This window comes from Thiocapsa rosea, from assembly GCF_003634315.1.
Taxonomy (GTDB): Bacteria; Pseudomonadota; Gammaproteobacteria; order Chromatiales; family Chromatiaceae; genus Thiocapsa; species Thiocapsa rosea.
The window spans coordinates 3,534,746-3,560,963 of sequence record NZ_RBXL01000001.1 but is presented as its reverse complement, the minus strand read 5'-3'; the positions used below and the strand labels follow the sequence as shown (position 1 = coordinate 3,560,963).

General features: G+C 63.4%; 18 protein-coding genes and 1 riboswitch. Of the genes, 13 read left to right on the top strand and 5 right to left on the bottom strand.

Going from position 1 to position 26,218, the window contains the following annotated elements:
* Positions 1-84 precede the first annotated feature (84 nt).
* The 4 genes from BDD21_RS16015 to BDD21_RS16000 all read left to right on the top strand — a co-directional run bounded on the left by BDD21_RS16015 (position 85) and on the right by BDD21_RS16000 (position 2,960).
* Complete coding sequence (locus BDD21_RS16015; protein ID WP_120797990.1) at positions 85-387, top strand: hypothetical protein; 303 nt, start codon at positions 85-87, stop codon at positions 385-387.
* A gap of 90 nt (positions 388-477) precedes the next feature.
* On the top strand, positions 478-723 hold the full coding sequence (locus BDD21_RS16010) for a PepSY domain-containing protein (protein WP_120797989.1): 246 nt from the start codon (positions 478-480) through the stop codon (positions 721-723).
* A gap of 201 nt (positions 724-924) precedes the next feature.
* The gene (locus tag BDD21_RS16005; protein ID WP_120797988.1) at positions 925-1,623 is read left to right on the top strand and encodes a response regulator transcription factor; all 699 of its coding nucleotides are present in this window, start codon (positions 925-927) and stop codon (positions 1,621-1,623) included.
* Positions 1,623-2,960, top strand: a complete 1,338-nt coding sequence (locus BDD21_RS16000) for an ATP-binding protein (RefSeq protein ID WP_120797987.1) — start codon at positions 1,623-1,625, stop codon at positions 2,958-2,960. The genes BDD21_RS16005 and BDD21_RS16000 overlap by 1 nt, the downstream gene beginning before the upstream one ends.
* A gap of 200 nt (positions 2,961-3,160) precedes the next feature.
* Here the strand turns inward: BDD21_RS16000 and galE are convergent, their stop codons facing one another.
* Positions 3,161-4,174, bottom strand: coding sequence for a UDP-glucose 4-epimerase GalE (gene galE / locus BDD21_RS15995; protein ID WP_120797986.1), 1,014 nt, complete (start codon positions 4,172-4,174; stop codon positions 3,161-3,163).
* A gap of 232 nt (positions 4,175-4,406) precedes the next feature.
* On the opposite strand from galE, the gene BDD21_RS15990 reads away from it, so the two are divergent.
* From BDD21_RS15990 to BDD21_RS15960, 7 genes are all read left to right on the top strand, one after another.
* A complete protein-coding gene (locus BDD21_RS15990) occupies positions 4,407-4,973 on the top strand; it encodes a bactofilin family protein (RefSeq protein WP_120797985.1) in 567 nt (188 codons plus the stop codon).
* Positions 4,974-5,123: 150 nt separating this feature from the next.
* A complete protein-coding gene (locus tag BDD21_RS15985; RefSeq protein WP_170164779.1) occupies positions 5,124-6,677 on the top strand; it encodes a sensor histidine kinase in 1,554 nt (517 codons plus the stop codon).
* A complete protein-coding gene (locus tag BDD21_RS15980; RefSeq protein ID WP_120797983.1) occupies positions 6,674-7,363 on the top strand; it encodes a response regulator transcription factor in 690 nt (229 codons plus the stop codon). The genes BDD21_RS15985 and BDD21_RS15980 overlap by 4 nt, the downstream gene beginning before the upstream one ends.
* A 483-nt stretch (positions 7,364-7,846) precedes the next feature.
* The gene (locus tag BDD21_RS15975; RefSeq protein WP_245969641.1) at positions 7,847-11,374 is read left to right on the top strand and encodes a PPi-type phosphoenolpyruvate carboxykinase family protein; all 3,528 of its coding nucleotides are present in this window, start codon (positions 7,847-7,849) and stop codon (positions 11,372-11,374) included.
* Positions 11,375-11,524: 150 nt separating this feature from the next.
* A complete protein-coding gene (locus BDD21_RS15970; protein ID WP_120797982.1) occupies positions 11,525-12,343 on the top strand; it encodes an SHOCT domain-containing protein in 819 nt (272 codons plus the stop codon).
* A 799-nt stretch (positions 12,344-13,142) separates the two neighbouring features.
* Entirely contained in the window at positions 13,143-14,471 is a 1,329-nt protein-coding gene (locus BDD21_RS15965) for an MSCRAMM family protein (RefSeq protein ID WP_170164778.1), read from the top strand.
* A gap of 260 nt (positions 14,472-14,731) precedes the next feature.
* Complete coding sequence (locus BDD21_RS15960) at positions 14,732-16,288, top strand: hypothetical protein (RefSeq protein WP_120797980.1); 1,557 nt, start codon at positions 14,732-14,734, stop codon at positions 16,286-16,288.
* A 110-nt stretch (positions 16,289-16,398) separates the two neighbouring features.
* Here the strand turns inward: BDD21_RS15960 and BDD21_RS15955 are convergent, their stop codons facing one another.
* The 4 genes from BDD21_RS15955 to BDD21_RS15940 form a co-directional block, all read right to left on the bottom strand.
* Entirely contained in the window at positions 16,399-18,561 is a 2,163-nt protein-coding gene (locus BDD21_RS15955) for a S8 family serine peptidase (protein ID WP_120797979.1), read from the bottom strand.
* A gap of 58 nt (positions 18,562-18,619) precedes the next feature.
* A riboswitch (cyclic di-GMP riboswitch) is annotated at positions 18,620-18,711 on the bottom strand.
* 165 nt (positions 18,712-18,876) lie between these two features.
* On the bottom strand, positions 18,877-19,515 hold the full coding sequence (locus BDD21_RS15950) for a response regulator (protein WP_120797978.1): 639 nt from the start codon (positions 19,513-19,515) through the stop codon (positions 18,877-18,879).
* A 384-nt stretch (positions 19,516-19,899) separates the two neighbouring features.
* The gene (locus BDD21_RS15945) at positions 19,900-21,339 is read right to left on the bottom strand and encodes a phospholipase D-like domain-containing protein (RefSeq protein WP_120797977.1); all 1,440 of its coding nucleotides are present in this window, start codon (positions 21,337-21,339) and stop codon (positions 19,900-19,902) included.
* 206 nt (positions 21,340-21,545) lie between these two features.
* Positions 21,546-22,319 carry a retropepsin-like aspartic protease family protein gene (locus BDD21_RS15940; protein WP_120797976.1) on the bottom strand — a complete coding sequence of 258 codons (774 nt, stop codon included), beginning with the start codon at positions 22,317-22,319 and terminating at the stop codon, positions 21,546-21,548.
* A gap of 404 nt (positions 22,320-22,723) precedes the next feature.
* On the opposite strand from BDD21_RS15940, the gene BDD21_RS15935 reads away from it, so the two are divergent.
* Together BDD21_RS15935 and BDD21_RS15930 are read left to right on the top strand one after the other, a co-directional pair.
* Positions 22,724-24,685 (top strand): SLC13 family permease, encoded by a 1,962-nt coding sequence (locus BDD21_RS15935; RefSeq protein WP_120797975.1) that lies wholly within the window; start codon positions 22,724-22,726, stop codon positions 24,683-24,685.
* Positions 24,686-24,883: 198 nt separating this feature from the next.
* The gene (locus BDD21_RS15930) at positions 24,884-26,116 is read left to right on the top strand and encodes an ATP-binding protein (RefSeq protein WP_120797974.1); all 1,233 of its coding nucleotides are present in this window, start codon (positions 24,884-24,886) and stop codon (positions 26,114-26,116) included.
* The last annotated feature ends 102 nt before the right edge of the window (positions 26,117-26,218 follow it).

Below are 26,218 nucleotides of genomic sequence, written 5' to 3'. Positions count from 1 at the left end.
TTCAGGTGCGGTTCAGCGTGGAGGCTCTATGATTAGGGTTATGACGGGGTATCCGTTTCCCCGCCGCTTCGCTGGAGATGATCCATGAACATCAGCCGGACGCTGTTGATCCTATCCGCTGTCGGTCTTGCGACCTTTGCCCTCGCGCCTGCGACCTCGCAGGCGCGGGAGCCCCCCATGTGGGAGGGACGCGACGGTCGGGAATGGCGCTGTGATCGCGGCCGTCCTTGCGACCCTTACCCCCGCCGTTATCGCCCCGAGCGCGGCACCACCACCATCACGGCCCCGGAATACGGCGGTCATGCCATTCGCGGTTATGTCCCTCCCCGCTCGGTCATCCTGAATCCGCCCGGGCCTCGATACAGGAGCGACCGAGATCCGCGATAATGGGTTGCGGTCCGCAGATGCCTTCGGCTCGACGGATCGGCTGTGCTAGATTCACCCGCACCTGGAACGGATCCCGGAGCCAAGAACACCATGCGTCTCACCAGAGTCACCCTCGCCGTCTTGCTTCTCGTCGCCGTCACCGCGACGACCGGGGTGGCGTGGGGCCGTAGCGAGAAGTCGGGCCAAGGAATGAGCCCTTCCCAAGCAGAACAGGAGGCGCGACGCCAGACCGGCGGCGGGCGCGTGCTCTCCGTCAAGCCGTCGGACGGTGGTTACCAGGTCAAGGTTCTGACACCGTCGGGCGAGGTCAAGTACGTCTTCGTCTCGGGTCGCTAAACCGCGCTCAGCACGATATGCGTCGTTTGTTGGATTGCTTGGCCACGCCGGCTCCGACGACTGCCGGAGCCGGCGCGGTTTAAGGTATTAAAAAATATTAGCTTTTAAGCCGCATCCCACTGAGATCGAGGACTTCTCCGAAGCCAAACGCAACATGAAAATGGCGCATCTCGTTCTGAGCGCGGTTTAGAGGGTGAACCTATGCATATCCTGGTGATCGAGGACGAGACCGAGCTGCGGCGCCAAATCATCGAGCGTCTCGCTCGCGAGGGCGCGATTGCGCAGGGCACCGGCGAGGGTCGCGAAGGCTTGTATCTGGCGACCGAATACCCCTTCGACGCGGCGGTGATCGATCTCGGCTTGCCTGGGATGAGCGGGCTGGAGATCATCCGCAGCCTGCGAGCCGCCGATAGTCTCCTGCCGATCCTCATCCTCACCGCGCGCGATCGCTGGCAGGACAAGGTGGAAGGTCTCGAGGCCGGCGCCGACGACTATCTCGCCAAGCCGTTCCAAGCCGAGGAGCTGTTGGCCCGATTGCGCGCCCTGATCCGCCGATCCAACGGAGCGGCGTCTCGGGAGCTGCGCATCGGACCCTTGCGCATGGATCTGGTGGCCCAATCGGTGTGGATCCACGAGCGCCCGACCGAGCTGACGGCGTTCGAATACCGGCTCTTGGAGCAACTGGCGAGCGCCCGCGGCGGTGTGCTCTCCAAGCAAGCCTTGGCGGATCGCCTCTATCCACACGACGAGGATCGCGACAGCAACGTGATCGAGGTGCTTCTGGGCCGCCTGCGGCGCAAGCTCGACCCGGACGGCTCGCTCGCGCCGATCGAGACCTTGCGCGGTCGCGGCTATCGCCTGGCGCTCGCAAGCGAGGACGCACACCCGGGTTCCGCCTGATGTCGCTGCGTGCACGCGTCGTCGCCTCCGCCGCCGCGGTGCTCGCGCTCTTCATCCTGCTCACCAGCCTTGCCCTGGAACGGGCCTTCCGCGAGACCGCCGAATCCTCGCGCGAGGAGCGTCTGCTCGCCCAGATCTTCCTGCTCATGGCGGCAGCGGAGGCGGAGAACGACGGCCTGGTCTTTCCCGAGGCGCTCGCCGAGGCCCGCTTCAGCCTGCCTGCATCGGGCCTCTACGCCCGCGTTTTCGACACCGCCGACCGTCTGATTTGGGAATCCGACTCCGCAATCGGCACCCCCGAGCCCGGCCCCATGGCGCTCGTGCCCGGCGAGCGCCGCCTCGAATTTCGGACCGACAGCAACGGACAGGACTATCTGGTAGAAGGCTTCGGCGTGTCTTGGGCGACGGGGGCGGTGCCGCGCAACTATGTCTTCCTGGTGGCGGAAGACACGGTTGCCTTCGACGAAGAGGTCGGACGCTTTCGCGCAAGCCTCGCTGTCTGGCTCGGTGCAATGGCCGCGCTCATGTTGACGGCGCTGGTCCTGATCCTCGCCTGGGGATTGGCACCCTTGAGGCGGGTCAGCGCCGAGGTCGCCGCAATCGAGTCCGGCCAACAAGACAAGATCCTCGGCCGCTATCCGACCGAGATCAGCACCCTGACCGACAATCTGAACGGACTGCTGGCCCATGCGCAGGCACGCCAGATGCGGCTCGACAACGCGCTCGGCGACCTCGCGCACAGCCTCAAGACGCCGCTCGCGGTGATGCGGGGCGCCGTCGGCGATGCCGGCTCCGGACAGGACACGCGCGCGCTCATGGAAGAGCAGCTCGGGCGGATGGACAACATCGTTGCCCATCAACTGCACCGCGCCCGCACGGGTGCCGCCCCGGCATCCATACTCGCGCCGCCGGTGCCGATCGGGCGCGTCGCGGAACGCCTCCTGGCCTCGCTGGAAAAGGTCTATCGCGACAAGGGTGTCGAGGTCACGCTAGCGGTCCCGCAAGAGCTGCAGATCAACGGCGTTGAAGGGGATCTGATGGAGATGCTCGGCAATCTGCTCGACAATGCCTTCAAGTGGTGTCGCCGCCGCGTCCACCTCATCGCCACCCATGAGAAGCGGATGCTGGTGCTCGCCATCGAGGACGACGGACCCGGCATCCGGCCGCAGGATGCGCAACGCCTCCTCGCGCGCGGGGCGCGTGCCGACGAGGCCGTACCGGGCCACGGCATCGGTCTTGCCGTCGCCCGGGAGATCTGCGAGGCCTACGGGGGACGACTCGTCGTGGAGGCGTCGGTGCTCGGCGGGGCGAGGATCTGTCTGAAGCTCCCGACTTAAACCGCGCCCGGCGCGATAGGCGATGTCTGTAGGTGGGATCGGCCCCGGCAGACTTCACGACCGCTGGAGCTGGCGCGGTTTAAGAGATTAAAAAATCTATTATTTAGACCCCGTCCCCGCTTAGGGCCGTGGACGCACCAAACCTCGAACTCTCTCGAAGATCCGGCATCTCACACCGGACGCGGTTTAACCGCCGCGCATCAATCTCCGAATCCCTGCGGATTCTCGGATTGCCACCGCCAACTGTCGCGAACCATCTCGTCGATCCCGAGCTGCGCCTCCCAACCGAGCTCCGCCTTGGCGAGCGCCGGATCGGCATAGCAGACGGCGATATCTCCGGGCCGACGCGCGACGATCTCGAAGGGCACCGGGCGACCGCTCGCACGCGCGAAGGCGTCGACCATGTCGAGCACGCTATAGCCTTGCCCGGTCCCGAGGTTGTAGGTCACCACGCCCGGTGCCTGCTCGAGCCGACGCAGCGCCGCGAGATGTCCGCGCGCCAGGTCGACGACATGGATGTAATCGCGCACGCCGGTGCCGTCCGGGGTCGGATAGTCGTCGCCGAAGACGCGCAGCCGCGGCAGCTTGCCGACGGCGACTTGGGCGACATAGGGCATCAGGTTGTTCGGAATGCCGTTGGGGTCCTCGCCGATCCGCCCGCTCGGATGCGCACCGACCGGATTGAAGTAGCGCAGCAGGGCGATGTTCCAGGCCGCGTCCGAGACGTGAAGATCGCGCAGGATCTCCTCGATGAAGAGCTTGGAGCGGCCGTAGGGATTCGTCGCCGAGAGCGGAAACCCTTCCCGGATCGGCACCGTCGCCGGGTCTCCGTAGACGGTGGCCGAGGAGCTGAAGACCAGGTTCTTGACCCCGGCATCGGCCATCGCCCGGCAGAGCGTAATGGTCCCGCCGAGGTTGTTGTCGTAGTAGGCAAGCGGGATCTCGACCGACTCACCGACCGCCTTGAGCCCGGCGAAATGGACGACGGCATCGAAGGCGCCGTCGCGAAAGATCGCATCGAGTGACGCGCGATCACGCAGATCCGCCTTGATGAAGGTCAGCGTGCGTGCCGTGATCTCGCCGACCCGCCGCAGCGACTCCTCCTTGCTGTTGCTCAGGTTGTCCACCACCACCACGTCCATCCCCGCGCTCAGCATCTCCACGCAGGTGTGGCTGCCGATGTACCCCGCCCCGCCTGTGACCAGAACACGCATCGCGTCACCCCCTGTCTGTGTTTAGAAATACTTCATGTTTTTATCAAGCGACGTTCATGCATCCGACAGCCTGCGTTCAGGAGGCATACCCCATCCTGGCGGCATCAGGGAGAGCCCGAAAGCGGAGGGAGCCAGCACGACCTCGACTGCAGCACCCGTCCGCGAGCCGAGATGGGCACACGCCGTTCGGGTTTGGTTCAAGCCACCGAAACAGTTAAATCGGAGATTCAACATGCACTTCAACACAGCATTCCGCCCCCTGGCCGCTCTACTTGCCCTCGGCTGTATCGGGCTTTCGCCCGCCGCCTTCGCCGGAGATTACCCCTGCCCGCCCAACCGAGGGGCGGTGACAATCGACGGCAACGTCGTTGTCAAAGGCATCTGCAATCTCAACGGTACCAAGGTCAAGGGTAATGTGCTCGTCTATTCCGGCGGCACCCTGACAGCGACGGGCGCCTTGATCGACGGCAACGTCCAAGCCAAAGACGCCAATGCCGTGACGCTCAGGAGCAGCTATGTTAAAGGGGATGTACAGGCGGAAAACCTGCGGGGATCCCCCAGCTATATCGAGAAAAATAGGGTCGACGGCAACATCCAGTTAAAGAGCAACCGCAGAACGGTTGCGGTGCGCGACAATGTCGTGGACGGCGACGTGCAGGCATTCAGCAACACCGGCGGCCTGATCATCGCGCGCAACACGATCGACGGTAATCTCCAGTGCAAGAGCAATACACCGGCACCGACCGGCGGCAACAACCGGGTGTCCGGCAACAAGGAAGACCAGTGCCGGCGACTCTAAACGTCGTCATCGCCAGGGACGGCGTCGCCAAGCAGCGTGTACCATGACGCATCCTTGGCGAAGACAACCCAGCGGCTTCGTGAACGCGGTTTCACGAGAAGCAGCAACGGCTCGGCCTCATTGATGCGATTCGGGACGAAGCTATTCCTATTGTTTGCCGGACTCCTGGGCCTGGCCATGGTCGCCGCCTCCCTGGCACTCTGGGGCACGCACGAGGCCCGCCAAAACCTCGCACGCATCGATCTCGCACATCGATCGTACGAGGGGTATCTCTCGCTGTCGAACCACACCTACCAACTGTTCAAGCAGTTCGGCGACGCGATGACGATCGGCGACCGCGACAAAGGCGAGCTGGAGACCACGCTGCTGGCCGCGATCCGACATGACATTACGACCATCCGAGAGATCATCGCCGAAGAGATCCACCTCGATTCAGACGAGATGGTGACGGCTCTTGATCGACTTGTCGGCATCGAAACCAAGATCCAGAACCTCCTCGCCGAGTACCAAACCGTGCTCGACAGCGATTACCCGATCCCCTTGGTCGAGGAGTGGGGACGCCTCTCCAAGATTCTCGACGAGCGTGTCGACCGGGATTTTGCCCGGCTCATCCAGGAAGCGCTCGATGTCCAGGTCCGAGAGCTGACCGAGCAGCGCGCAATCCTGGACGCGCGATCACGCCTGAACCAGCTCTTGGCCGCCCTGGTCACGGCCTTCGGCGCCTTGGCCGGTGCCGCTGTATTCTGGTGGCTGGTGCGCGACTTCAAGAGACCGGTCGGGAATCTGATCGCAGGCGCTGAAGCACTGGCCCGCGGGGATCGCGAGCATCGCATCGTCTCGGGCGGCGGCGGCGAGCTCGAGGGTGTCGCCGACGCACTCAACCGGATGGCCGACGAGATCGCGGCCCGCGAGCAGGGTCTCGAGACATCCAATAAGCGGCTCGAGAAGGCCGTGGTCGAGCGCACCGCTGATCTGGAGCGGCTCTTGGCGACGCTCAAGGATGCCGAGGCGAGTCGGCGGCGCCTCCTGGCCGATGTCAGTCATGAGCTGCGCACCCCGCTGACCATCATCCGCGGCGAGGCCGACATCGCCTTGCGCGGGGTCGATCGACCCTCCACCGAATACCGCGAGGCATTGACGCGATGCCGCGACGCAGCCACCCATACGGCGCGCTTGGTCGATGATCTCCTATTCATCGCACGACGCGAATCCCGGGAGACTCGCCTCATCGCACGCGTGCTCGACTTGACGACCTTCCTGCCCGCCGTGCTCGCGGACTGCCGCAGTCTGCTGGAGAATCACGGCGGGTCCGCCATGCTGCTGAGCGAGGTCGATCAAGCCCTGCTGCGTGCAGACCCGGATCGACTGCGTCAGGTGATCCTGATCCTCCTCGACAACGCCATGCGATACGGCGACGGGCAGGTTGCCATCCGCCTGGAGCGGATCCCGGACGGGTATCGGATCTCCTTCACCGACACAGGGCCGGGACTCGGCCCGGAGGATCTTGCACAGGTCTTCCAGCGCTTCTTCAGGGGCAGCAATGCCGCTCGGGGGTACGAATCCGGAGTCGGACTGGGCCTGCCGGTGGCGAAGGCCATCGTCGAGGCGCACGAGGGCAGGATCGGCGTCGAGAGCCGGCCCGGGGAGGGCATGACGGTACGGGTGGATCTGCCGGCGGAGATACCGTTGAGTGTGGCGCCGTGAATATCTTGTTGGTCGAGGACGAGGCCCGGGTCGCCGATTTCGTCCAGCGCGGCCTAAAGGCCGAGGGTTGGTCGGTCAGCGTTGCCCCGACGGGCGAGTTGGCCCTGGTCATGATCGCCGATGCCTATTTCGACGTGATCGTGCTGGATCTGATGTTGCCCGGGATCAGCGGGCAGGATGTCTGCCGACGACTGCGCGCGAAGAAGAACCGGACCCCGATCCTGATGCTGAGCGCACTGGCCGATGTCGAGGATCGCGTCGCGGGTTTGCGGATGGGGGCGGACGACTATCTGCCTAAACCCTTCGACTTCGACGAGTTGATGGCTCGTATCGAGGCCCTCGCGCGACGCTCCGTCGGGTTCGAGGAGAGCGCATCGGCACCTCATGTGCTGACATCGGGCGCGCTGAGCTTCGACACCCGATCACTGGAGGTCCGATGCGGCGATACGCCGATCAATCTGACCCCCAAAGAACGCGACCTGGTGAAGCTCTTTCTCGGAAACCCGCGCAAGATCTTCTCGCGCGAGCGCATCCTCAGCACCTTGTGGGGCATCAATGAAGACCCCCAAACCAATGTTGTCGATGTCTACATCGGTCGGCTTCGAAAGAAGCTCGGCCCCTGCGGCGAGCCGATCGAGACCGTGCGCGGGGCCGGCTACCGTTATGCCGAGAATGGCCCCGGTTGATCCCGGGTGCCGTGCCGATCGCTCGCGCACCAGGTCGGTGCGCGAGCGATCGATCTTAGTCCATGATCAATGCGGCGGGCGTTCCGGTCGCGGGTCGTAGCCCGGGTTTTCCGCTCGGTGCCGATCGTCACTCCGGCCCTCAACCACACCGGCCCCCATCGCCGAACGGCGAGCACCCCGGGATCGTCGACTTGCAGTCGACATCTTCCCCCGGCCTGACGGCAGGCGGGTCGAGTCCGGCGCGACGATCCCTGGCCCCTCGCTCGGTGGATGTTGGCCGAGGTCAGACCCCAGCGCTTCGACATCGACGGGGACGGTTCTGAAATCCGATACAGCAAACATGGAAATGCGATCGGACGAGGAGCGCGCCACGTGGCGTCGTTTGTGCTTAACTCTCACGGAACGTTCCGCCTCCACCGCCTTTCGAAACGACGAGCGCCGCGTCCCCGCGGCAGGCCCCGCCCAACACAGCAGGTCACCGACATGATCGATCCCATTCGCGAGCTTGGCCTCCACACCGAATCGTCCGCCGATCTTCACGACGGTCCTTACGCATCGCTGTCGGCCGAAGACCGTCAGAAGCTCCATCTCTACATCAACTTCAAGCTCATCTCCTCGGGTCAACCCTCCTGCGGCACAGCGGCGACGGCAGGTTTCATCGAGATCGCCCACGATCTGCTGCTGAGCTATCGCGAGAAGAACCGGCTCCTGTCGACCTACCATTGCCCGGTGGACCGACGCATCCAGGATTTCCTGGGACGCTATTTCGAGGATCTGGAGCTGGATCGAATCCCGACCCTGCCCTTCCAATCCTTCATCCTGGACCGTCACGGACTGGCCCGCGAACTCTCCGTCCCCGTCGACAGCGATGTCTTCACCTCGGACATCATCTCAAGCTACCGCGTGGCGCAAGGCGTCCTGCACAACCCGGCGAGCGACCGGCGCACCACCGAGGGGTCTTTTCACGTCGCCGAGGGCGGGCTGCCCATCCCGGGCGACAAGAAGGCAGTGCCCAAGGCGGTCTTCGCAAAGCTGCTCGCGGCCGCGCTCGATCCGCCCGAAGACCTGCTGACCATCCCCTTCACAGCCAATCACAGCGAACCGGCACGGATGTTCGTCTCGCTCCTGCTGCGCCCCTTGGTCTGCCCGGAGGTTCCGGGTTTCCAGCCCGAGAAGAACATGGAGGTCCGTTTCTTCGCGCCCGGCAATCTGGTCTCCAACCTGGATTTCGTCGAGAGCATCTTCGGCAACGGCGGCAACCCCTATCTTGCCGACTTCGATGCCGCCCTGGACGTGGATCACTGGACCGGTCACACCGGCTGCGTGCTGCTCGCCCCGCATCTGACCCGGCTCACCAAGCAGGCGCTGGGTCTGCCCCACCGTGACCACGCGACCGATCGCCAGCGTGCCGATGGCATGTGCTGGAGCGAACCGGATGAACGCTACAACAACGGCAATCCCTTCAAGATCACCGCGCGCGACGCCTCCGGGGTGATCGTCACCATTCTGGCGGACAACTACTTCGGCTACTGCAAAAAAGAGGTCAAGACCCAGATCAGCTTCGCCGCCAATCTCTTCGGCCTGGCCGAAGAGGAGCACTCGGGCGGTGCACTCGCGTTCCCGCGCTTCAACCACGGCGAGGAGTTCGGCGTGGATCAGGCCACGCGCGAGCCCGGCTATTCATTCACCGATGTCGCCGCACGTTACGGCGCGATTATAGATCTGCAGCCGGAGGGCTACGGGATCGACAAACGCTTCCCGCAGGTCGTCTACGTCCCGCAAAAACTGCGCATGGACCTTCTCGCCCAGCGCATCTCCTGGGATTTCGAGGGCGCGACCCGTACCATCCGGCTGCAGCCGGGCAAGATCTACATCCAGCCCAACGGCTACAAGATCGAGATGCAGAAGCACCCGGGCGCACCCTCCTGGCGTCTCATCGGCACCAAGGCCGAAGGCACCTTCTGTCACAAGCCCTGTACAGTCTCGGGCGGCGGCAAGTCCGAGATCTCCAAGTCGCTCGAGGACGCCGTGCTCTACGGCCCTATCTTCGTCGATGATCTGCATCAGGATCTGGACCGGGTGCAGGAGATCTTCGACCGCGATTACCGCGATCGCTTCCGCCCCGGTTTCGAGCACGAGGACCACGACGCCGGGCGCAAGCCCTTGTCGCCGGAGCGCAGTCTGGGCTCGCTCATCAAGCTGCTGACCCCCTCGCCAAGCCATACGCGCGAGTACAACACCTGGCTCACGATGATCCCCCCGCGGTTGCTGGCCCTGACCTTCATGATCAAGCGTCTCTACCGTCCGAGCTGGGGCGAGGCGTGGCGCGACCGCTTCTCGGTCGACGAGGTCGACGGGGCGCCCGGGCACGAGCTCAAGGCCTTCGGGCGGCGCATCGTGGCGACCTATCTTCGGGTCGGGTTCGATCTCGACGGCAAGTGGCGAACCTTCAAGCTGCGCCAAGACTTTATCGCTGCCGAGAAGATCCAGATGGAGGACGACATTACCGCCTCCGTCGTGATACCGCCGAGTGCGGTCAGCGGATGCAGAGCCTCGGCTCGCGAAGGCGAGCACAGCCTCAAGCTCGCCCGAAACTGCGAGTACCGTCTGTTCCAGCGCCCGGACGACGCCATCATCCCCGGCTTCGACAAGCAGACCGAGCTCGAGATGGCGCAGAACGGCAACTTCATGGCCAACTTCGAGCCGCTGGCGGGACCGACGCTGGACGCGGTCATCGGCGATGTTCTAACCCTCTCGACCTTCACCGCACCCATGCGCCAGCGTCTCGAGCAGGCGGCGCATGACGGCCTCGCCGTCGTCTCCTCCGCCCACCCGCGGCTGGTCGACGGCAAGCCGTCGAAAAACCCGCGCTACCTTCAGATCCGCCCTGATCTGGTCAACCCGGTGCGCAAGTACGTCGCCGAGATGGGCGCGCGCCTCCATCGCAAGCTACCCCTGGACATCGCGGTCTGCCACCCGGTGGACGCGGTCCTGACCGGACGGCGCAACAACCCGCCGGAGCCCGGCATCCGGGCGCTCGCGGTCTACAACCCGATCCACTACCAGGAGCTGCCCGAGCTCTTCATGGACTTCATCTGCTCGCTTACCGGCAAGTCTCCATCGACCACCGGGGCCGGCAGCGAAGGGGCGCTCACCAAAGCGCCGTTCAACGCCGTGCGCCCGACCGTGGACCTGAACAACGCCCTGGTCTCCTACATCCTCACCGGCTATGCCGGGTTCTCCAGCTCCGCCGGACACATCGGCCCGGACGTCAAGGTCTCGCACGACGTGTCCCTGTTGATCCCGGAGATCTGGGCGCGTCTCACCGAGCAGGAGCGCGATCCGCGATACCTGATTGCAAACGACTATCTGGAGCCCCTCGAAGACTTCGAGTACCAGGGCCGCACCGTGCTGGCGAGCCGGCTCGGCTACCGTATCACCGAGCGCTTCGTGGCCCACTTTATGGGCAAGATCTTCGACAATCCGCGGGCGGTCTTCACCTCGGCCATCCTGCGACCGGAGTCGCAGAGCCTGGATGTCTTCGTCGACGGCATCGAGAACATCTGCGAGGCACAAGAGCGCGTCGCCCGACGCTATCTCGAGGACGGCAGCATCGAGGATGCCTGTCCGCCGCTCGCGGCCCTGCTCCACATCATGGCGGAGGGCCACTATCAGGGACGAAAGGTCCACGACCCCGCGATCCGCAACCTCTTTACTCGCGAGTCCCTGCTGGGCTCGGATTGGTATCGCGAACGTCTGCAGATCAAGCAACAGCGCGACATCCAACTCGCACGGAGGATGGTGCTGAATCTGCAGCAATTCATGGAACTACGCCACTACGCCGACGAGGCCGACCGTCTCGATGCCGCCGCGCGCCTGGCCCGCGCCAAGGCCGATCTGGCTCGGGTACAGGAACCCGCCTACCTAGATGCCTTGATCGGCACCATCGGCGCGGATCCACTCGGACCGGCTCGGGAGATCATGGTCGATGCCGAGCGATTGGCCGCTTAAACCGCGTCCAGAGTGCGGCATGCGCCATTTGTTGGAATGGCTTGGCCGCGCCGCTCGACGCCGCGACGACCGACCGGCGGCCAAACCGACACCCAGGACCGCCTTGTGTTAGCGTACCGGGCATCAAACACCCATCCCGGAAATCCAAAGATGCAACACCTTACACCCCAAGGCCAACAGATCGTCGACGATATCGCCCGGCGCCATGGATTCAGCCAGGATGCCGTCACCCACATGCTGGTCGCCGTGCTCAACGGCAACGGCGGCATGGCCCAGTTCAGTCACCCGGAATTCGGAGGCTCGGGCCAATGGATGCAGGGCGGCATGCTGATGCTCGGCGACATGTTCAACTCCTCGCTGAAGGGCCGGGTGGACGCCCTCTGCTACGAGCTTGCCAACCTGCTCGCCAACCAGCCCGGCCTGCTTCAGAGCGGGAGCTTTCAGTCCCAAAGCCAAGGTGGTGGATCCTTTCAGAACCAGACCAGCGGCGGCGTTCGCGGCCAATCCGACCTCTTCGTGCCTGACCCCTCCGATCACTGGTGGCCGCAAGAGCTCGGTGTACCGAACGCGACCGGAAGTCAAAACAACGTCAAGTACGCCTATTTCGCCGAAGCACGGCGCCTGGCCGTGAACACCGGCGGCGATGTCTGGGTCTACGACACCTTGGATCACCAGATCGGCGGCTTTTCCCAACAGCAAGGCATGGGCGGCTCGATCAGCTTCGGCAGCCAATACGGCACCATCGATCTCGGACGCCTTCCGGTCGTCCTGCGCAACGGTCAACCCGTGGAGGCGCCGCCGGCCCATGCGCCGGATCGCTCCATGCAGAATCAGCCCGCGTCCAACCCACGCGCGAACGAGGGCGATATCTTCGCCGCCATCGAACGCCTCGGCGATCTCAGAGCAAAGGGCATCCTCACGGACGATGAGTTCAACACCAAGAAGGCCGAGCTGCTGGCGCGGCTGTAGCGTGGCGGTTGCCGATCCAGTGTCGGCATGTAACACCACGCCTTAGTGGATCCGGCCATCCTTGCCGGACCACCCAGAGAAACCACCCTCGCCTCAATCTCCCCCGCCTAAGACCGCGCTCACCTTCCTGCAATCCCGCCTTGGCCATGCGCATGGCAAGGCGGAATCCGCCGGTCCAAAGCCTACAGAACAGCGCGAATCTCGATATATCTTCAGATATATTTTTGTACACTTTTGAAGGATACAAAGATACGAACTCGGGCATATTTTCAATCGACCTCCCTGCATTTAAGCTTTTGTTCAGAAGAAAAAAGGGCACTGATGGAGTTTGATCGCCACAGGTAGCAGGTGGGTTATGGGCAAACAATCGAACACCGTAGTCCATCGAGGTGTGTGGCTGACCCTGGCTGTTGCGGTGGTGGTTGCTATCGCCCTCGCGGGTTTCGATCGAACCGAAGGTCAGTCCTGGCCAACTTCGGATGTCCCCGGCCCTTCGAATCAACAAGAGATCGAGGGTACGCAAGGAGGCTCGAGTCTCCATCAGGCCGCAGTGAAAACGACCTTCGACGGCCCAGGCGCAGAACCGCTGCCGTCCGGGGAGAAGAACAACGAGGCGTGGCCAGGGGCATCGAGCCGCACGGGCGCGGGGCGCCCTTCCGATCCAGGTCACAACCCGGCGCCCTCGGCCCCGGGTTCTCGCACTGCGGCACGCGACAACGCATCGCTCCGCCAAAATGAGACATCCGCCCCGGGCGATCCGGGGACAGTCGACGACGAGGGGACGGACGACGATGAAGAGATGCCTCCGGAGGCCATCGCAGGCTCGGTCCTCGACCAGGAAGGCGTCGCGCTGGACGGCATCCAGGTGATGCTTACACGGGTGCGACTCTTCGGAAAGAGCAGCTCCCGTGGCGGCGGCACACAATCCAGCACGACCTCCGGCGGTGGCTTTTTCGAGTTCTCGGATCTTCCGCCCGGAGAATATCGGCTCACGACGAAGGCGGGGAAAGACTATCGAGATGCCTCGAGTGTCGTGCGGACAGGGATCTTCTCGGCGAACTTGGTTCTGAGCAAGACCCAAGAGGTCATCGTCTTCGGCATCGTCTCCGCGACCGAGGGAAAGCCGATCGGCGGTGCCCGCGTTACCGGCTCGGGTGGGCAATCCGTTACGCGGTCCGACGGGAGCTACGAGCTGACCTTACGGGGCACCGCGGCAGACCATCCGACCCTGCGCTTCGATGCACAGGATTACCAGACGGCATTTCTGAGCCCGCCACCGGCGAGGTCAGGGGCGAAAAGCCGGCTCGACGCCGTCCTGACACCGGAGGATCTGCCCGTACGCGTCACCGGATGGATGACCGATCTCGAGCGCACCCCGGTCGGCGGCGAACTTGTTCGACTCAGCTCCGGAGGCCGAAACAAGCACTTCGGCACACGCGCCGATGCGGCCGGTTATTTCACATTCGAGTCCGTGCCGTCCGGCGGCGGATACAGGCTGAGCGTTTTGCCCGAAGGACCCTACCTGCCCTACGAGCGAAGCGGCTTGGCGATCGGCGATCCGGCCGGCACCACGATCCTCGAGATCGCGCTCGAGCCGCAGCCCTTTGCGTCACTTGAGGCATTTGTGATCGACGGCAACCGCGCGCCGATCCCCGGCTTCGCGATGGAGCTGCGCAGCGCCGAGAACAGTGGTTGGACCGGTCGCGTCGTGACGGACGGAAGCGGCTTCTTCACGCTCGGTCGGATTCCGGCAGGAGAGGTTTACTTCAAGACGCGCTCGCAGCCGGAGTTGAGCGCGAGCGGGATCCAATTGCGTGCCGGTGAGCGCCGACGGATGCAGATCTCGGTGGACTGGGGAGACCATGCCCTGATCGGACAGGTCCTGGATGACCGGGGCGCCCCTGTCGCCGGTTCACGCTTGGAATTGACGTGGCAGATGGATCAAGGCGGGGTGACGAGCCGGTCGCGGCGGCTCGTCACGTCCGATGCGGAAGGTTGGTTCGGATTCGATCGAGTCGGCCCGGGCGTCCATCGCCTCGCCGCTGCGGCGTCTGGATTAAGGACGGCTCAAATTCAGCATGAGGTCGGCTTCGACCCGCCGGAGATCCATGTTCAATTGAGTCGCTGACGCGACGACAGACCAAGGCCACGGCAAAGTGCGGGGCCGAAGGCGTCGAGCAACACCAGCCATCGGTAGATCGCAATATGAGACGAATGACGAGGAGGTGACAGCAGCGGATGAACGGGCCCGATAGGGCCTAGAACAAGGCGCGTAGAGAATCAGAGTTAGGAGGATTTCGACGCGTCCAATTGTGAATCAGCAATTCAGACGCCGAAAGGAAAATCGTGACACAGAACGCCCCAACCATGAGAAACGAGGTTAAGACCATGAAACAAGTATCGGTGTCTCAACAGATGCCACGAGTCGTCACGAGCGCGACCCTCGCGCTGAGCGCGATCGCGCTTCTCTGCGCAGCCATGATGCCGCAGATAAGCGCCGCTGCGAGCGTTACGCCGACCGTTGTGGACGGAAATCCGACCTGTACGAGCCTCGGCTATACCAACGGCTATAAGCCGCAGCCCGAGCCGCCACCATCCGATACATATACCTATCCCGGAAGCAGCTACACGGTAACGATCGACAGCGACGGGTTTTTTTTCGACTGGACCTCGGAGATCGATGTCGATGCCGTGATCGTCAAAGGCGGCCCCAACGCGAACGAATATAAGTATGTACCGGCCGCAATGGGCGATACAGGCCTGAGTTCTCCCATCAACCCGAATACCGGACAGCCATACGCCATCAGTCACATCGAGTTCTGCTACACCGACCTGGTTCCGCCGCAGGCCAGCCTGACGGTCATCAAAACGGCCGACACGACGTTTGACCGTGCATGGACTTGGGAGATCGATAAAAGCGCCGATCAGACCGAGCTGACCCTGATGCCAGGTCAGGCGCCATTCACTGTCAACTACAGCGTCGACGTCGATGCGACCCCGACCGACGGAGAATGGGCCGTCTCGGGCCTGATCACGATCGACAACATCGGAACCATCCCGGCCAACATCGCTTCGGTGACGGACGTTGTCTCGGACGGCATCGCGGCGGACGTCGATTGCGGCGTGACCTTCCCCTATTCGTTGCCGGCCGACGATAGCCTCGAGTGCACCTACTCGACGGGCCTTCCCGATGCATCGGACCGAGTCAACACCGCGACAGTCACGGCAACCAACGCGACGGAGCCCTTTACGGCCACGGCCGACGTCCTATTCAGCGAGACACCGACCAACGAATCGGACGAGTGTATCGACGTGACCGACACCAACGTTCCGCCGCTCGGAACGGTTTGCGCGGACGAAGCGCCCAAAACCTTCTTGTATTCACTGACCTTCGGAACGGAAGGCGCCGACGTGGTGCTGGAGTGTGGCGAGACGATCCATATCAACACTGCGGCCTTCCTGACCAACGACACGGAGACGACCGGCTCGGCCGATTGGACCGTGACGGCAAATGTAGAGTGCGAGTTCGGCTGCACCTTGACCCAAGGCTACTGGAAGACCCACTCCGAGTTCGGGAAAGCGCCCTACGACGACAACTGGGCGAACCTTCCGAGCGGCGCGAGCACGCCCTTCTTCTTAAGTGGCCAGACCTACTACCAGGTGTTTTGGACCCCGCCCGCGGGTGGCAATGTCTACTATAGCCTTGCCCATCAGTGGATCGCCGCCGAGTTGAACGTGCTCAACGGCGCCTCGATCCCGGACGACGTCCTGGCGGCCTGGAAAGATGCGAAGAAAAACTTCTTCAAGGTCTACACACCCGCTCAAGCCGCCGGGCTGAAAGGTGCGGTCAAGTCCAAATGGCAAGGCATCGCCTCTGTGCTGGACGGTTACAACAACGGCCGGACCGGACCGGGACACTGCTCGGAGGACAGCTCGTCCGAGTAATCACGGGGCTGACCCGCGCTTAGGGACTTGCTGACAAGCGAGGCCCAACCAAACCCCGCCGTATTCCGGCGGGGTTTTTTTTTGGCCGCACCGGCCGATGCGCCATCGGCTCACTTCTTGGTGATGGTCACCGCGATCCGACGCTCCGTGCTGTTGCCTGCCGCGTCGGATGCGACCGCCCGCAGTGTCTGGGTACTCCCAACTGGCAGCTTACGCGTCTGCCATTGGTAACTGAGGCTACCGTTGCTTGAGCTCGCCACCAAGACGTCCGCGATATAGAGCCGCAGCGAGGTGACGCCGCGGTCGTCGGCGGCGTTGACCGAGACCCTCACGTTGCCCTGCGGGACCGTGCCTCCGTCGCGCAATCCGACAAAGTCGACCGTCGGCGGGGTCGTGTCGATCGCTGCAACGACGTTGCGGACCTCGACACGACGGCCGTCGGATGCAGCGTTCCCGCTCGGGTCACGCGCCTCGGCGCGCAGGTCAAGCGATCCGTTCGGATAACGCGTCGTGTCGAGCGTCGTGCTGCAGGTCGTGGCGCTGCAATAGGCGGCGAGGCTCTCGGCGACATAGAGTTGCAGCGAGGCTACCGCTTCGTTGTCGGACGCGTTCGCCGTGAAGGTGACTGATCCGCTGACCTCGGCGCCCGCGGCCGGCGACCCGATACTCACGATGGGTGCAGTGGTGTCTGCGATGCGATTGTCGACGGTGACCGTCCGTGCCGCAGCGGCCTGGTTTCCGTTCGAATCGTAGGCGACGACCTGGATCTGGAGCGACCCGTCGGCATAGGCCGTAGTATCCAGCACAAAGGCGTAAGGCGCGTCGTTGTCGGTCGCTACAAATTGACCGGCGGCGTGAAGCTCGACGAGCGCGACCCCGATGTTGTCGCTCGCGTTCGCGGTCACCTGGACCTCACCGGAGACCTTAGCCCCGGCCGACGGCGCCGTCAGCACGACACTCGGCGGCGTGGTGTCCGGCGAGGTGCCCACCAGACTCAGCATGGCGGCGCCGGCATCGATGCGACCCTCGCCGATGTCGTAGCCCCACCCGGCGGGTACGGCGGTCTGCAGGATGAGGTCTTCCACCTGACTCGGGCTCAGTCGGTGGTCGGCGGACATCAGAAGAGCCGCGACACCGGCGGCCAGCGGCGAAGCGAAGGATGTTCCGGAAACCAGCCGATACAAGCGGTCCGGGTTGGGCTCCGTACTCCAAATGCGGTTGCCGGGGGCCGCGAGGTCCACGTAGGCGCCATGATTGGAGAAGGACGATTTGCCGTCGTTCTCGTCGATGGAAGCGACCACGATCATCGATGCGTTGGGTGCCGAGCCGGGGTCGGTGCCATAGTTGCCCGCGGACACGAACAGAAGGCCACCGGCGGCGCGCAGCCGATCGGCCGCCGTCGTGACCGCGCCGCTGTCCCAAAGACCGTAATAGCTGGCGTTGACGATCCGCGCACCGTTCTGCCTGGCCCAATCGACACAGGCCGCAATCGCGGAGAGGGAGGCGGCACCGTCCGTTCGATTGGTTACCCGGATCGGCATGATCGCCGCGTCCCAAGCCGCTGAGGCAATGCCCTGGCCATTATTGCTGACGGCGCCGATCACGCCGGCGACACGTGTCCCGTGCGCTGCGATCGGAGAGGTGTCGGCGGTGTTGCTCGCCACATTCCAGCCGGGGACCAGCTTCCCAGCCAGATCCGGATGGGCGGAATCGACGCCCGTGTCGCAGACGCCGACCGTAATCCCGGCGCCCCTTGCGTAATCCCAAGCCACGGGTGCATCGATATGCTGAAGGTGCCAAAAGTAGGGGTCGTTCCAATAGGGGTCGTTCGGAATCGTTTCTGCCGTCTCGACGACCAGATCCTTCTCTGCAAACTCGATGTTCGGATTGGATGCGAGTGCGGCGACGACGCTGCTTTCAGCACCGGGCGGAACACGGACCTTCCAAACATCGAGGCTGCCGATGCGAGCCTCCGCCCGACCACCTGCACGCGACAGGATCGAACCCATGCGCTCCGAGCTCAAACCCGGCACCGGACGAACCAGAATTTGGCCCTCCAGCCATTTGGCGCCGTGCAGATGTGTCCGCGAAGCTTGTCCGAGCGGCAACTCTTGCCGGCCGTTGCTTCCGATCTCCGAAGGTGGAGCTGCGCTTAGATTGCCAGCCGCGAGGGCAAGGCAGAGGGCAAGGCTGGACGATGCGGCGAGTCCGAGGTGTGCGGAGCGGCGTTGGTGCCGGGCTTGAGAAGCCGGCTTGTAATCGGTACGGGACATGCGAATCTCCTGAGGTCGTGCCGTGCGAACGGCATGACTCCAGGAGGGGTCGCGTTCGCTTGGCAACCCTGCGACCCTATCTCGACCGATCGAGACGTAGGCCAGTGGTTTTGCGTCCCACCCTTTCGGAGTGGTTTGCCCTTTTCAAGCAACTGAAAATCGATCGAATCGAACACCGTCGGCAGGCGGATGTCTGTTTCTCCGCGGTCGAACGTTGCGGCGCCCGGTTTCGGGATCCGTCATCGCTCCAGGTTCACCGGTGCAATGCGTTACGGCGATGATAGGGTCTTGATGCAGAAGCGGGTGTTAACCCGTTCACACCAGCCCGATTTCTCTTGCGAAGCAGCCGAGAGCGATACGATTCTTCAATCCCAGCTTTCTGTAGATGCGATGCAGGTGCACCTTGACGGTGCCTTCAGAGATGTGGAGTCGGTCTGCGATATCCCGATTTCCGAGCCCGTCGGACACGAGTCGCGTTAACTCAATCTCGCGACTCGTCAGGATCCCGGAGACCTGACGCAACCCGTCCTCGCGTTTAAGCATAGAGGCGAGGGCGCGACCGGAAGACACCTTCTCGAACCATTGCCCTCCGGCAACGACTTTGCGCAGGCACTGGACCAAAAACGACGGCGCCATACATTTCAGGACGATCCCGGCAACCCCGAGACGCATGGCCTGCTTCAATTGATGCTCATCCACCGACGCGGTAAAGAGCACGACGCGAATAGATGGATTTTGGTCGGCCAATCGGCGCAACACCTCAAAGCCATCCATCTCGCTCATCGCGATGTCGATAATCAGGATGTCGGGCGTATGCTCTCGGACGGCATCCAAACACTGAGCACCATTCGTGCATAATGCGGATAAATGCAGATCAGGTTCGCTTGAGAGAAGGTTCTCCAGCGCCATCAGAACAATTGGGTGGCTATCGGCTGCGACAATATTGATTGTCATGTAATAACGTACCTCCCTGCACGCCGCGATGCGATGACATCATACGATCGCCAGCGTACCTTCCTCTCCTTCTCAGATTAACGCAGCGTTTCCAAATCGCCAAGTTTCCAATCGACTCGATTGATCTCGATACGGATGGATAACACGAATTTACTTTTTGTAATCAATGGGCGAGTCAATCAATGCAACACATCTAAACCGCGCCCAGTGCGGTATGCGTAGTGTGTTGGATTGGCTTGGCCGCGCCGGCTCCGACGAGCGCCGGAGCCAGCGGGGTTTAAGATTCTGAAAAATATTAAATTTTAAACCGCGCCTCACCGAGATCGAGGACATCTCCAAAGCCAAACGCAACATGAAAATGACGCATGTCGCTCTGGACGCGGTTTAAAGATAAGGCGAAAACAACCGTGCGAATCCGTCGCGCAGCTTCACCGGAATCGAGCGGTCGGCAAGCTCGCCGAGTGTCAACTCCCGGCTCGCGGCGGTCTTGGCATCGACCAGATGATGGAGCCGGCGGGACAGATCGCGATCGTAGCATTCGAGGTTGTACTCGAAATTCAGGCGCAGGCTACGGACATCCCAGTTTGCCGAGCCGAGAAACGACCAGGCGTCGTCGATCAGCATCAGCTTGGTGTGATCGAAGGGCGGAGGGGAGAGCCGGATGCGACAGTGCCCCTCCAGAAGCTGGTCGACCTGAGCCTGCGCGGCCCATTGCACCAGCTTCAGATTGTTCTTCTCGGGCATCAGGATCTCGACCTCGACGCCGCGCAAGGCCGTCACGTTGAGTGCGGTCGTCAAGGTCTGATCGGGAAGGAAGTAGGGCGAAACGATCCGGACTCGGGCGCGCGCGGTCGTCAAGGCACCCAGGATCATCCGTCGGATGATGTCGAAGTCCTCGTCCGGGCCGTCCGGTACGCCGCGCGCGAGGGTCTGGCCGACGGTGGACAGCACCGGAAACCAGGCATCCCCGCCAAGCCGCTCGCCGGTGGTGAAGGTCCAGTCCAAGGCGAATGCCTCGACCAGAAAACGCACAACCGGGCCTTCGACACACAGGTGCAAGTCTTGGATCGGATGGCGCGGACAAGACGCCATCTGACATCCGGCGCGAATGTTCAGCCCGCCGGTAAAACCGATGCGTCCGTCGACCACCAGGATCTTGCGATGGTTGCGCAGATTCAGGTACTGACTTCTCACCGGCAGCACGGAGGCGAGAAAGACCGCGGTCGGGATCCCGCGACGGCGCAGCAGCATCGGCATCGGTGGATGGCTGTAACGCTGGCCGACCCCGTCGACGAGGATGCGCACGGAGACGCCCCGGCGATGTGCCCGCTCCAGTGCGTCGGCGAAGAGGAGGCCGACTGCATCCGTGTCGAAGATGTAGGTGGAGAGGCCGACCGTCTCTTCGGCTCGATCGATCGCCTCGAGCATCCGCGGGTACGCCTGATCGCCGTCGATCAGGGCCTCGATCCGGTTGCCGGCCTCCAACGGCAGACCGGTCAGGGCGTCGCCGAGATGTCCGAGCCGCACCAAATCCGGATACTCGGACTGAAGCAAACGATGGGCGCGCCGCTCCCCGGCCAGCTCGGCCCGATCGCTGGCCTCGGAGGTCTGCGGACGCAACCGATGGGCCTTGCGGGTGATGCGGTTGATCCCGAAGAGCCAGTAGAGCACCAGCCCGGCCATCGGTGCCAGAATGACAAGACCTGCCCAACCGACGGTGGAAGGAACGTCGCGACGGCTGAGCAGCAGGTGTGCCACGGTGGCGACTTGTGCGGCGAGTTCCACCGCCAGAAGGGCCGCCATCCAGATGGTGTGGTCAGTCATCGGGGAGAATCACGCAATGCCGATGCTCCTGCAGGAGCCACCGAAAGGGCGCTCGATGTGTGTCGGCCGAGCGTTAGGTGATGCCCGGAAAGGATTCGCCTCGTAGGTTGTGCTGACGATCGGAGGCACAACCTGCGCCGAGGGTTGCTGTGCCTCGCACGGCTCGGTACAACCTACGCTGCTGATCGCTGACCGCTCTCGCCCGCCTACCTCGCCGCCAAGGTCAGCTGATTCTGCTCGTCGTCGATCGTGACGCGGAAGCGCCCGAGCAGGCTCATCCCCAAAAGGGCATTCCCGCCGAGCCGCGTGTCGTCGATAAAGGCCGTTGAGACCCCTTCGACCCGGGTCTCCCCGAGCCAGACGCCGCTCAAGGTGCCGATCCGCGCGTCTACTGTCCCGTTGGCGGTCTGCACGGTCTGCATGCGCAGATCGTTCGGCGAGATCCCGAGCGGGCCGATCAAGGAGGCCGGCAGGACCACATGATCCGAACCCGTGTCGATGAGCAAGACCCGCTGGACGCGTTGGCCGTTCGGCCCCTCGAGGGTCAGATTCACGGCGTGCGAGGTCCCCTGCCGCTGTGTCGGCAAGACGATCGAATCGCCCGGTTGAGCATCATCGGCATCCGGCGAGGCGTCCGACGGAAAACCCGATCCCTCGCCTTGGATGATCAGCGGCGGCGCAACCACGGCCACCTTCTCGCCGAGGATAATGACACGATCGACCCCGCCGTTGTCGGTCTGCACGATCACATGGTCGAAACCATCCAGCAGGACGCGCAGGCGCGGCACCAATTCAGCACCCTCCGCACGTCCCTCCATCTCGGCGGTTTGCTCGATGCCGCGCACCTCGAACCCGTGCTGAGCCATCAGCCGCTCCAGCTCGTCCTCGACGTTCACCAGCGGCGCCGCAACGGCGGTCCGAGCAAGAATGGCGGAGATCCAACAGAGGTTGACCAGGCTCCGACGAACGAGGTGATTCATGACTCCGGACTCCGGACGCGATCGGTGCGATGGATGGGAACGTGCAAAAGCGCCTTAAACAGCATAGAGACTAGCAGCGCGCCGGGTTTAGGGCTACCGCCGGGGTTCCTCCGACGCAGAGCTCGGAGACGCCGACTCAAGGCTTGCGGATCGCGCAGGCGCACAAGGCCGGGAAGAAAACCGGGAAAAATAGGACCCGTTTCTTTATGATCAGCGGTCTTTCGGAGGTCACCTCACGGCACAGAGATCGGAGCGGTTCACGCGTCGAGCCGGGGCCGCACCCGATGAATGAGGCGACCTCCCGCGAGACAGCAGACCAAAACAACTGGTCCGACCGGCACCGCGCAGACGGCTCGGCGCCGAAGCCGATACATGGACCCGAATTCCGGAGAGGACACTCAAGCATGCCCGCCCCCTTTCGCGCCCCGACGAGAACCGAGCTCACCGCGGTCTTATTCGCAGTCTTTGGGTTCTACCTCGCCGGGATCGTCCCGTCCGTGGAGATCGCCTGGGTCGTCGGCTTTCTTCTTCTGACCATCTTCCTGTTCGCCTTCGAGATCGTCACCGTCGATGTCGCCGCGATCTGCATCATGGTCCTGCTCGGGTTGACCGGGCTCGTTGCGCCCTGGATGGGGCTCGAACAGGGGCTGGTGCCGGTGGAGCAACTGTTCAACGGCTTCGCGAGCAACGCGGTCATCTCCATCATCGCGGTCATGATCATCGGTGCCGGGCTCGACAAGACGGGGATCATGTCGACCGTCGCCGGCTTCATCATGCGCATCGGCGGCCGCACCGAGGCGCGCATCATCCCGCTGATCTCCGGGACCGTCGGCGTCATCTCGAGCTTCATGCAGAACGTCGGGGCCGCGGCACTCTTCCTGCCCGTGGTCAGCCGCATCTCCGCGCGCACCGGTCTGCCGATGTCGCGCCTGCTGATGCCGATGGGCTTCTGCGCCATCCTCGGCGGCACCATCACCATGGTCGGCTCCAGCCCGCTGATCCTCTTGAACGATCTGATCCTCACGTCGAACCAGTCACTCCCGGCCGGCACGGCGCCGATGGAGACCTTTCAGCTCTTCGACGTGACCCCGATCGGGGTCGCCTTGTTGGTCGCAGGTATCCTCTATTTCGTGCTCGCCGGACGTTTCGTGCTGCCCTCGCGCGGGAACGAGATGCTCACCGGCAGCGACACCAGCACCTATTTCGCGGAAACCTACGGTCTGTCCTCCTTCGAGATCCGCGAGGTCAGACTCCGCCCGGAGAGCACGCTCATCGGCATGAGCGTCGACCAGCTGGAGCAGACGTGGCGGGTGCGGGTCATCGCGGTCGAGAAGGGCGACGGCCTGCGCCTGGGTGCCGACGGGGTGGACCGCTCGCTCGGCATCGAGCCCGGCACCACGCTTGGACTGCTCGGCACCGAGGAGAAGCTCGAACGCTTTGCCGAGGACAACGCCGTGGATGTCAAACCGGACTTGGAGCTCTTTTCCGAGGCCATGTCCAACACCAAGGCAGGTGTTGCCGAGATCGTCATCCCCCCCGGCTCGACCCTGATCGGCAAGACCGCACGCGATATCTGGATGCGCAAGACCTACGGACTCTCGCTGCTCGCCATCAATCGCGGCGGCACGCAGATCACCTTCAGCACCGGCGGTGTGCGCAACACGCCCCTTCTCGCGGGCGATGCACTGGTGGTCCACACGACCTGGGCGGACCTGACGCGCCTGACCAAGGACCGCAATTTCGTGGTGGTCACCACCGAGTATCCGCACGAGGAGCTGCGCCCGCATAAGGTCCGCGCTGCACTGGTCTTCTTCGTCATCACGCTGGCCTTGGTCCTCTTTACCGATCTGCGGCTCTCGGTCGCCCTGCTGACCGGTGCCATGGGCATGGTCCTCGCGGGCGTCCTCTCGATCGACGAGGCCTACCAGGCCGTCAGTTGGAAGACGGTGTTCCTCTTGGCATCGCTCATCCCGCTCGGACTCGCCGTGGAGGCCAGCGGTACGGCCGCCTGGATCGCGCAGCAGACGCTGACCGCGCTCGGCGACGTACCGATCTGGGTTGTGCAGGCCGCGCTCGCGGTGCTCGCCACCTTCTTCACCTTGGTGATGTCGAACGTCGGCGCGACGGTCCTGTTGGTGCCCTTGGCGGTGAATATGGCACTCGGTGTCGACGCCAACCCGGCCGTGTTCGCCTTGACCGTCGCCATCGCCACGTCGAACTCCTTCCTGATTCCGACCCATCAGGTGAACGCACTCTTGATGGGGCCCGGCAATTACCGTGTTGTCGACTTCATGCGCGCCGGCGGGATCATGACGATCCTCTTTTTGGTGGTGGCGCTGACCATGCTCAATCTGGTCTTTGGCTGAACCGCTGAACCGCGTCCGTAGCGACATGCATTGGCGGCGTCAAACGCGGTCTCGGCCCAAACAACGAGGCTGGCGAGACGCGGTTCAGGATTTTTTTATTCTTTCTAAAACCGCGTCCGCTGCGACGGGCTTGGAATCACGCGAGGGCGAGACCCGAATGAAGACAGTGCATGTCGTGCGAGACGCGGTTTTATAAGGATGTCGCTGCTGCGTAAGACGCCGACCTGTCCGGTACATGGCTGCGAGCTGGTGCTCTCGCACCACGGCAAGAAGAGCAATCTCGGGCATTACTTCGTGGAGGTGGTCGGCGCACCACTCTTGTATTGCCCGCAGTGTTTGGAGAAGGGGCAGGACACCTCCGTGGAGATCGAGCCGGCGGCGTCCAATACATTCCTGAAACGGCTGGTCCAGGTGCTCGAGACCTCGGAGTTTCCGCGGCTGCTGAACAAGCCGAAGATCCGGGTCGATTTCAATCCGTCGAAGACGAGCTTGGAGCACCCCTACACCCAAGGCGTCACGATGAATACTGTAGCGACGGCGCAACCGGGCGCCGCCGCACCGCCGCCCGACGAGGCCGAAGAGACGCGTCTGGAGGGCATCGAGCCGGTCGAGCCGCGCCACACCCTCAATCAGCTCATCCTCGATCAGGACACCTTGGAGCGCATCCGCGAGGCGACCAACGTGCTCATCTCTCAGGACATGATCTACGTGACCTGGGGCCTGAGCTCGGTGGCGCGCACCGGGCGCAGGGTCGCGCTCAACTTCTACGGCCCGCCGGGAACCGGCAAGACCCTGGCCGCCGACGCCATTGCCGACCTGCTCGCCAAAAAGATCCTGCGCATCAGCTACGCGGAGCTTGAATCCAAGTACGTCGGCGAGACCCCCAAAAACATCAAGGCCGCCTTCGCCAAGGCATCCGAAACAGGCGCCCTGCTCTTCTTCGACGAGGCCGACTCCATCCTCGGCAAGCGTCTGGTCAACGTCTCCCAATCGGCCGACAACAGCATCAATGTCGCGCGCAGCACGACCCTGATCGAACTCGACAACTTCGACGGTGCGGTCATCTTCGCCTCGAATCTGGTCGGGAATTACGACAACGCCTTCCTGCGGCGCATGCTTGCCCATGTCGAGTTCAGGCTCCCCGCCACCGAGCAGCGCGAGAAGATCTGGCGCTGCCACATCCCGCCCCAACTCCCGCTGGCCCAGGATGTCGATTTCGAGCGCCTGGCGCTCTATTCCGAGGGTGCCGCGGGCGGCGACATCCAGAATGCCGTGCTGCTCGCCGCCTCTTACGCCTCCATGCGACAGGGCGCCGAGCAGGTGGTGATGCTCGCCGACCTGAAACGCGCCATCGCCTTCCTCCTCGACGGCAAACGCAAGATCCTCGAAGGCGCCGCCGGATCGGATGCCGATCGGTTCGATTGGGGTTAAACCGCGCCCGGTGCGGTATGCGTCATGTGTTGGATTGGATTGGCCGCGCCAGCTCCGACGGCTGTCGGAGCTGGCGCGGTTTAAGGCATTAAAATATATTAA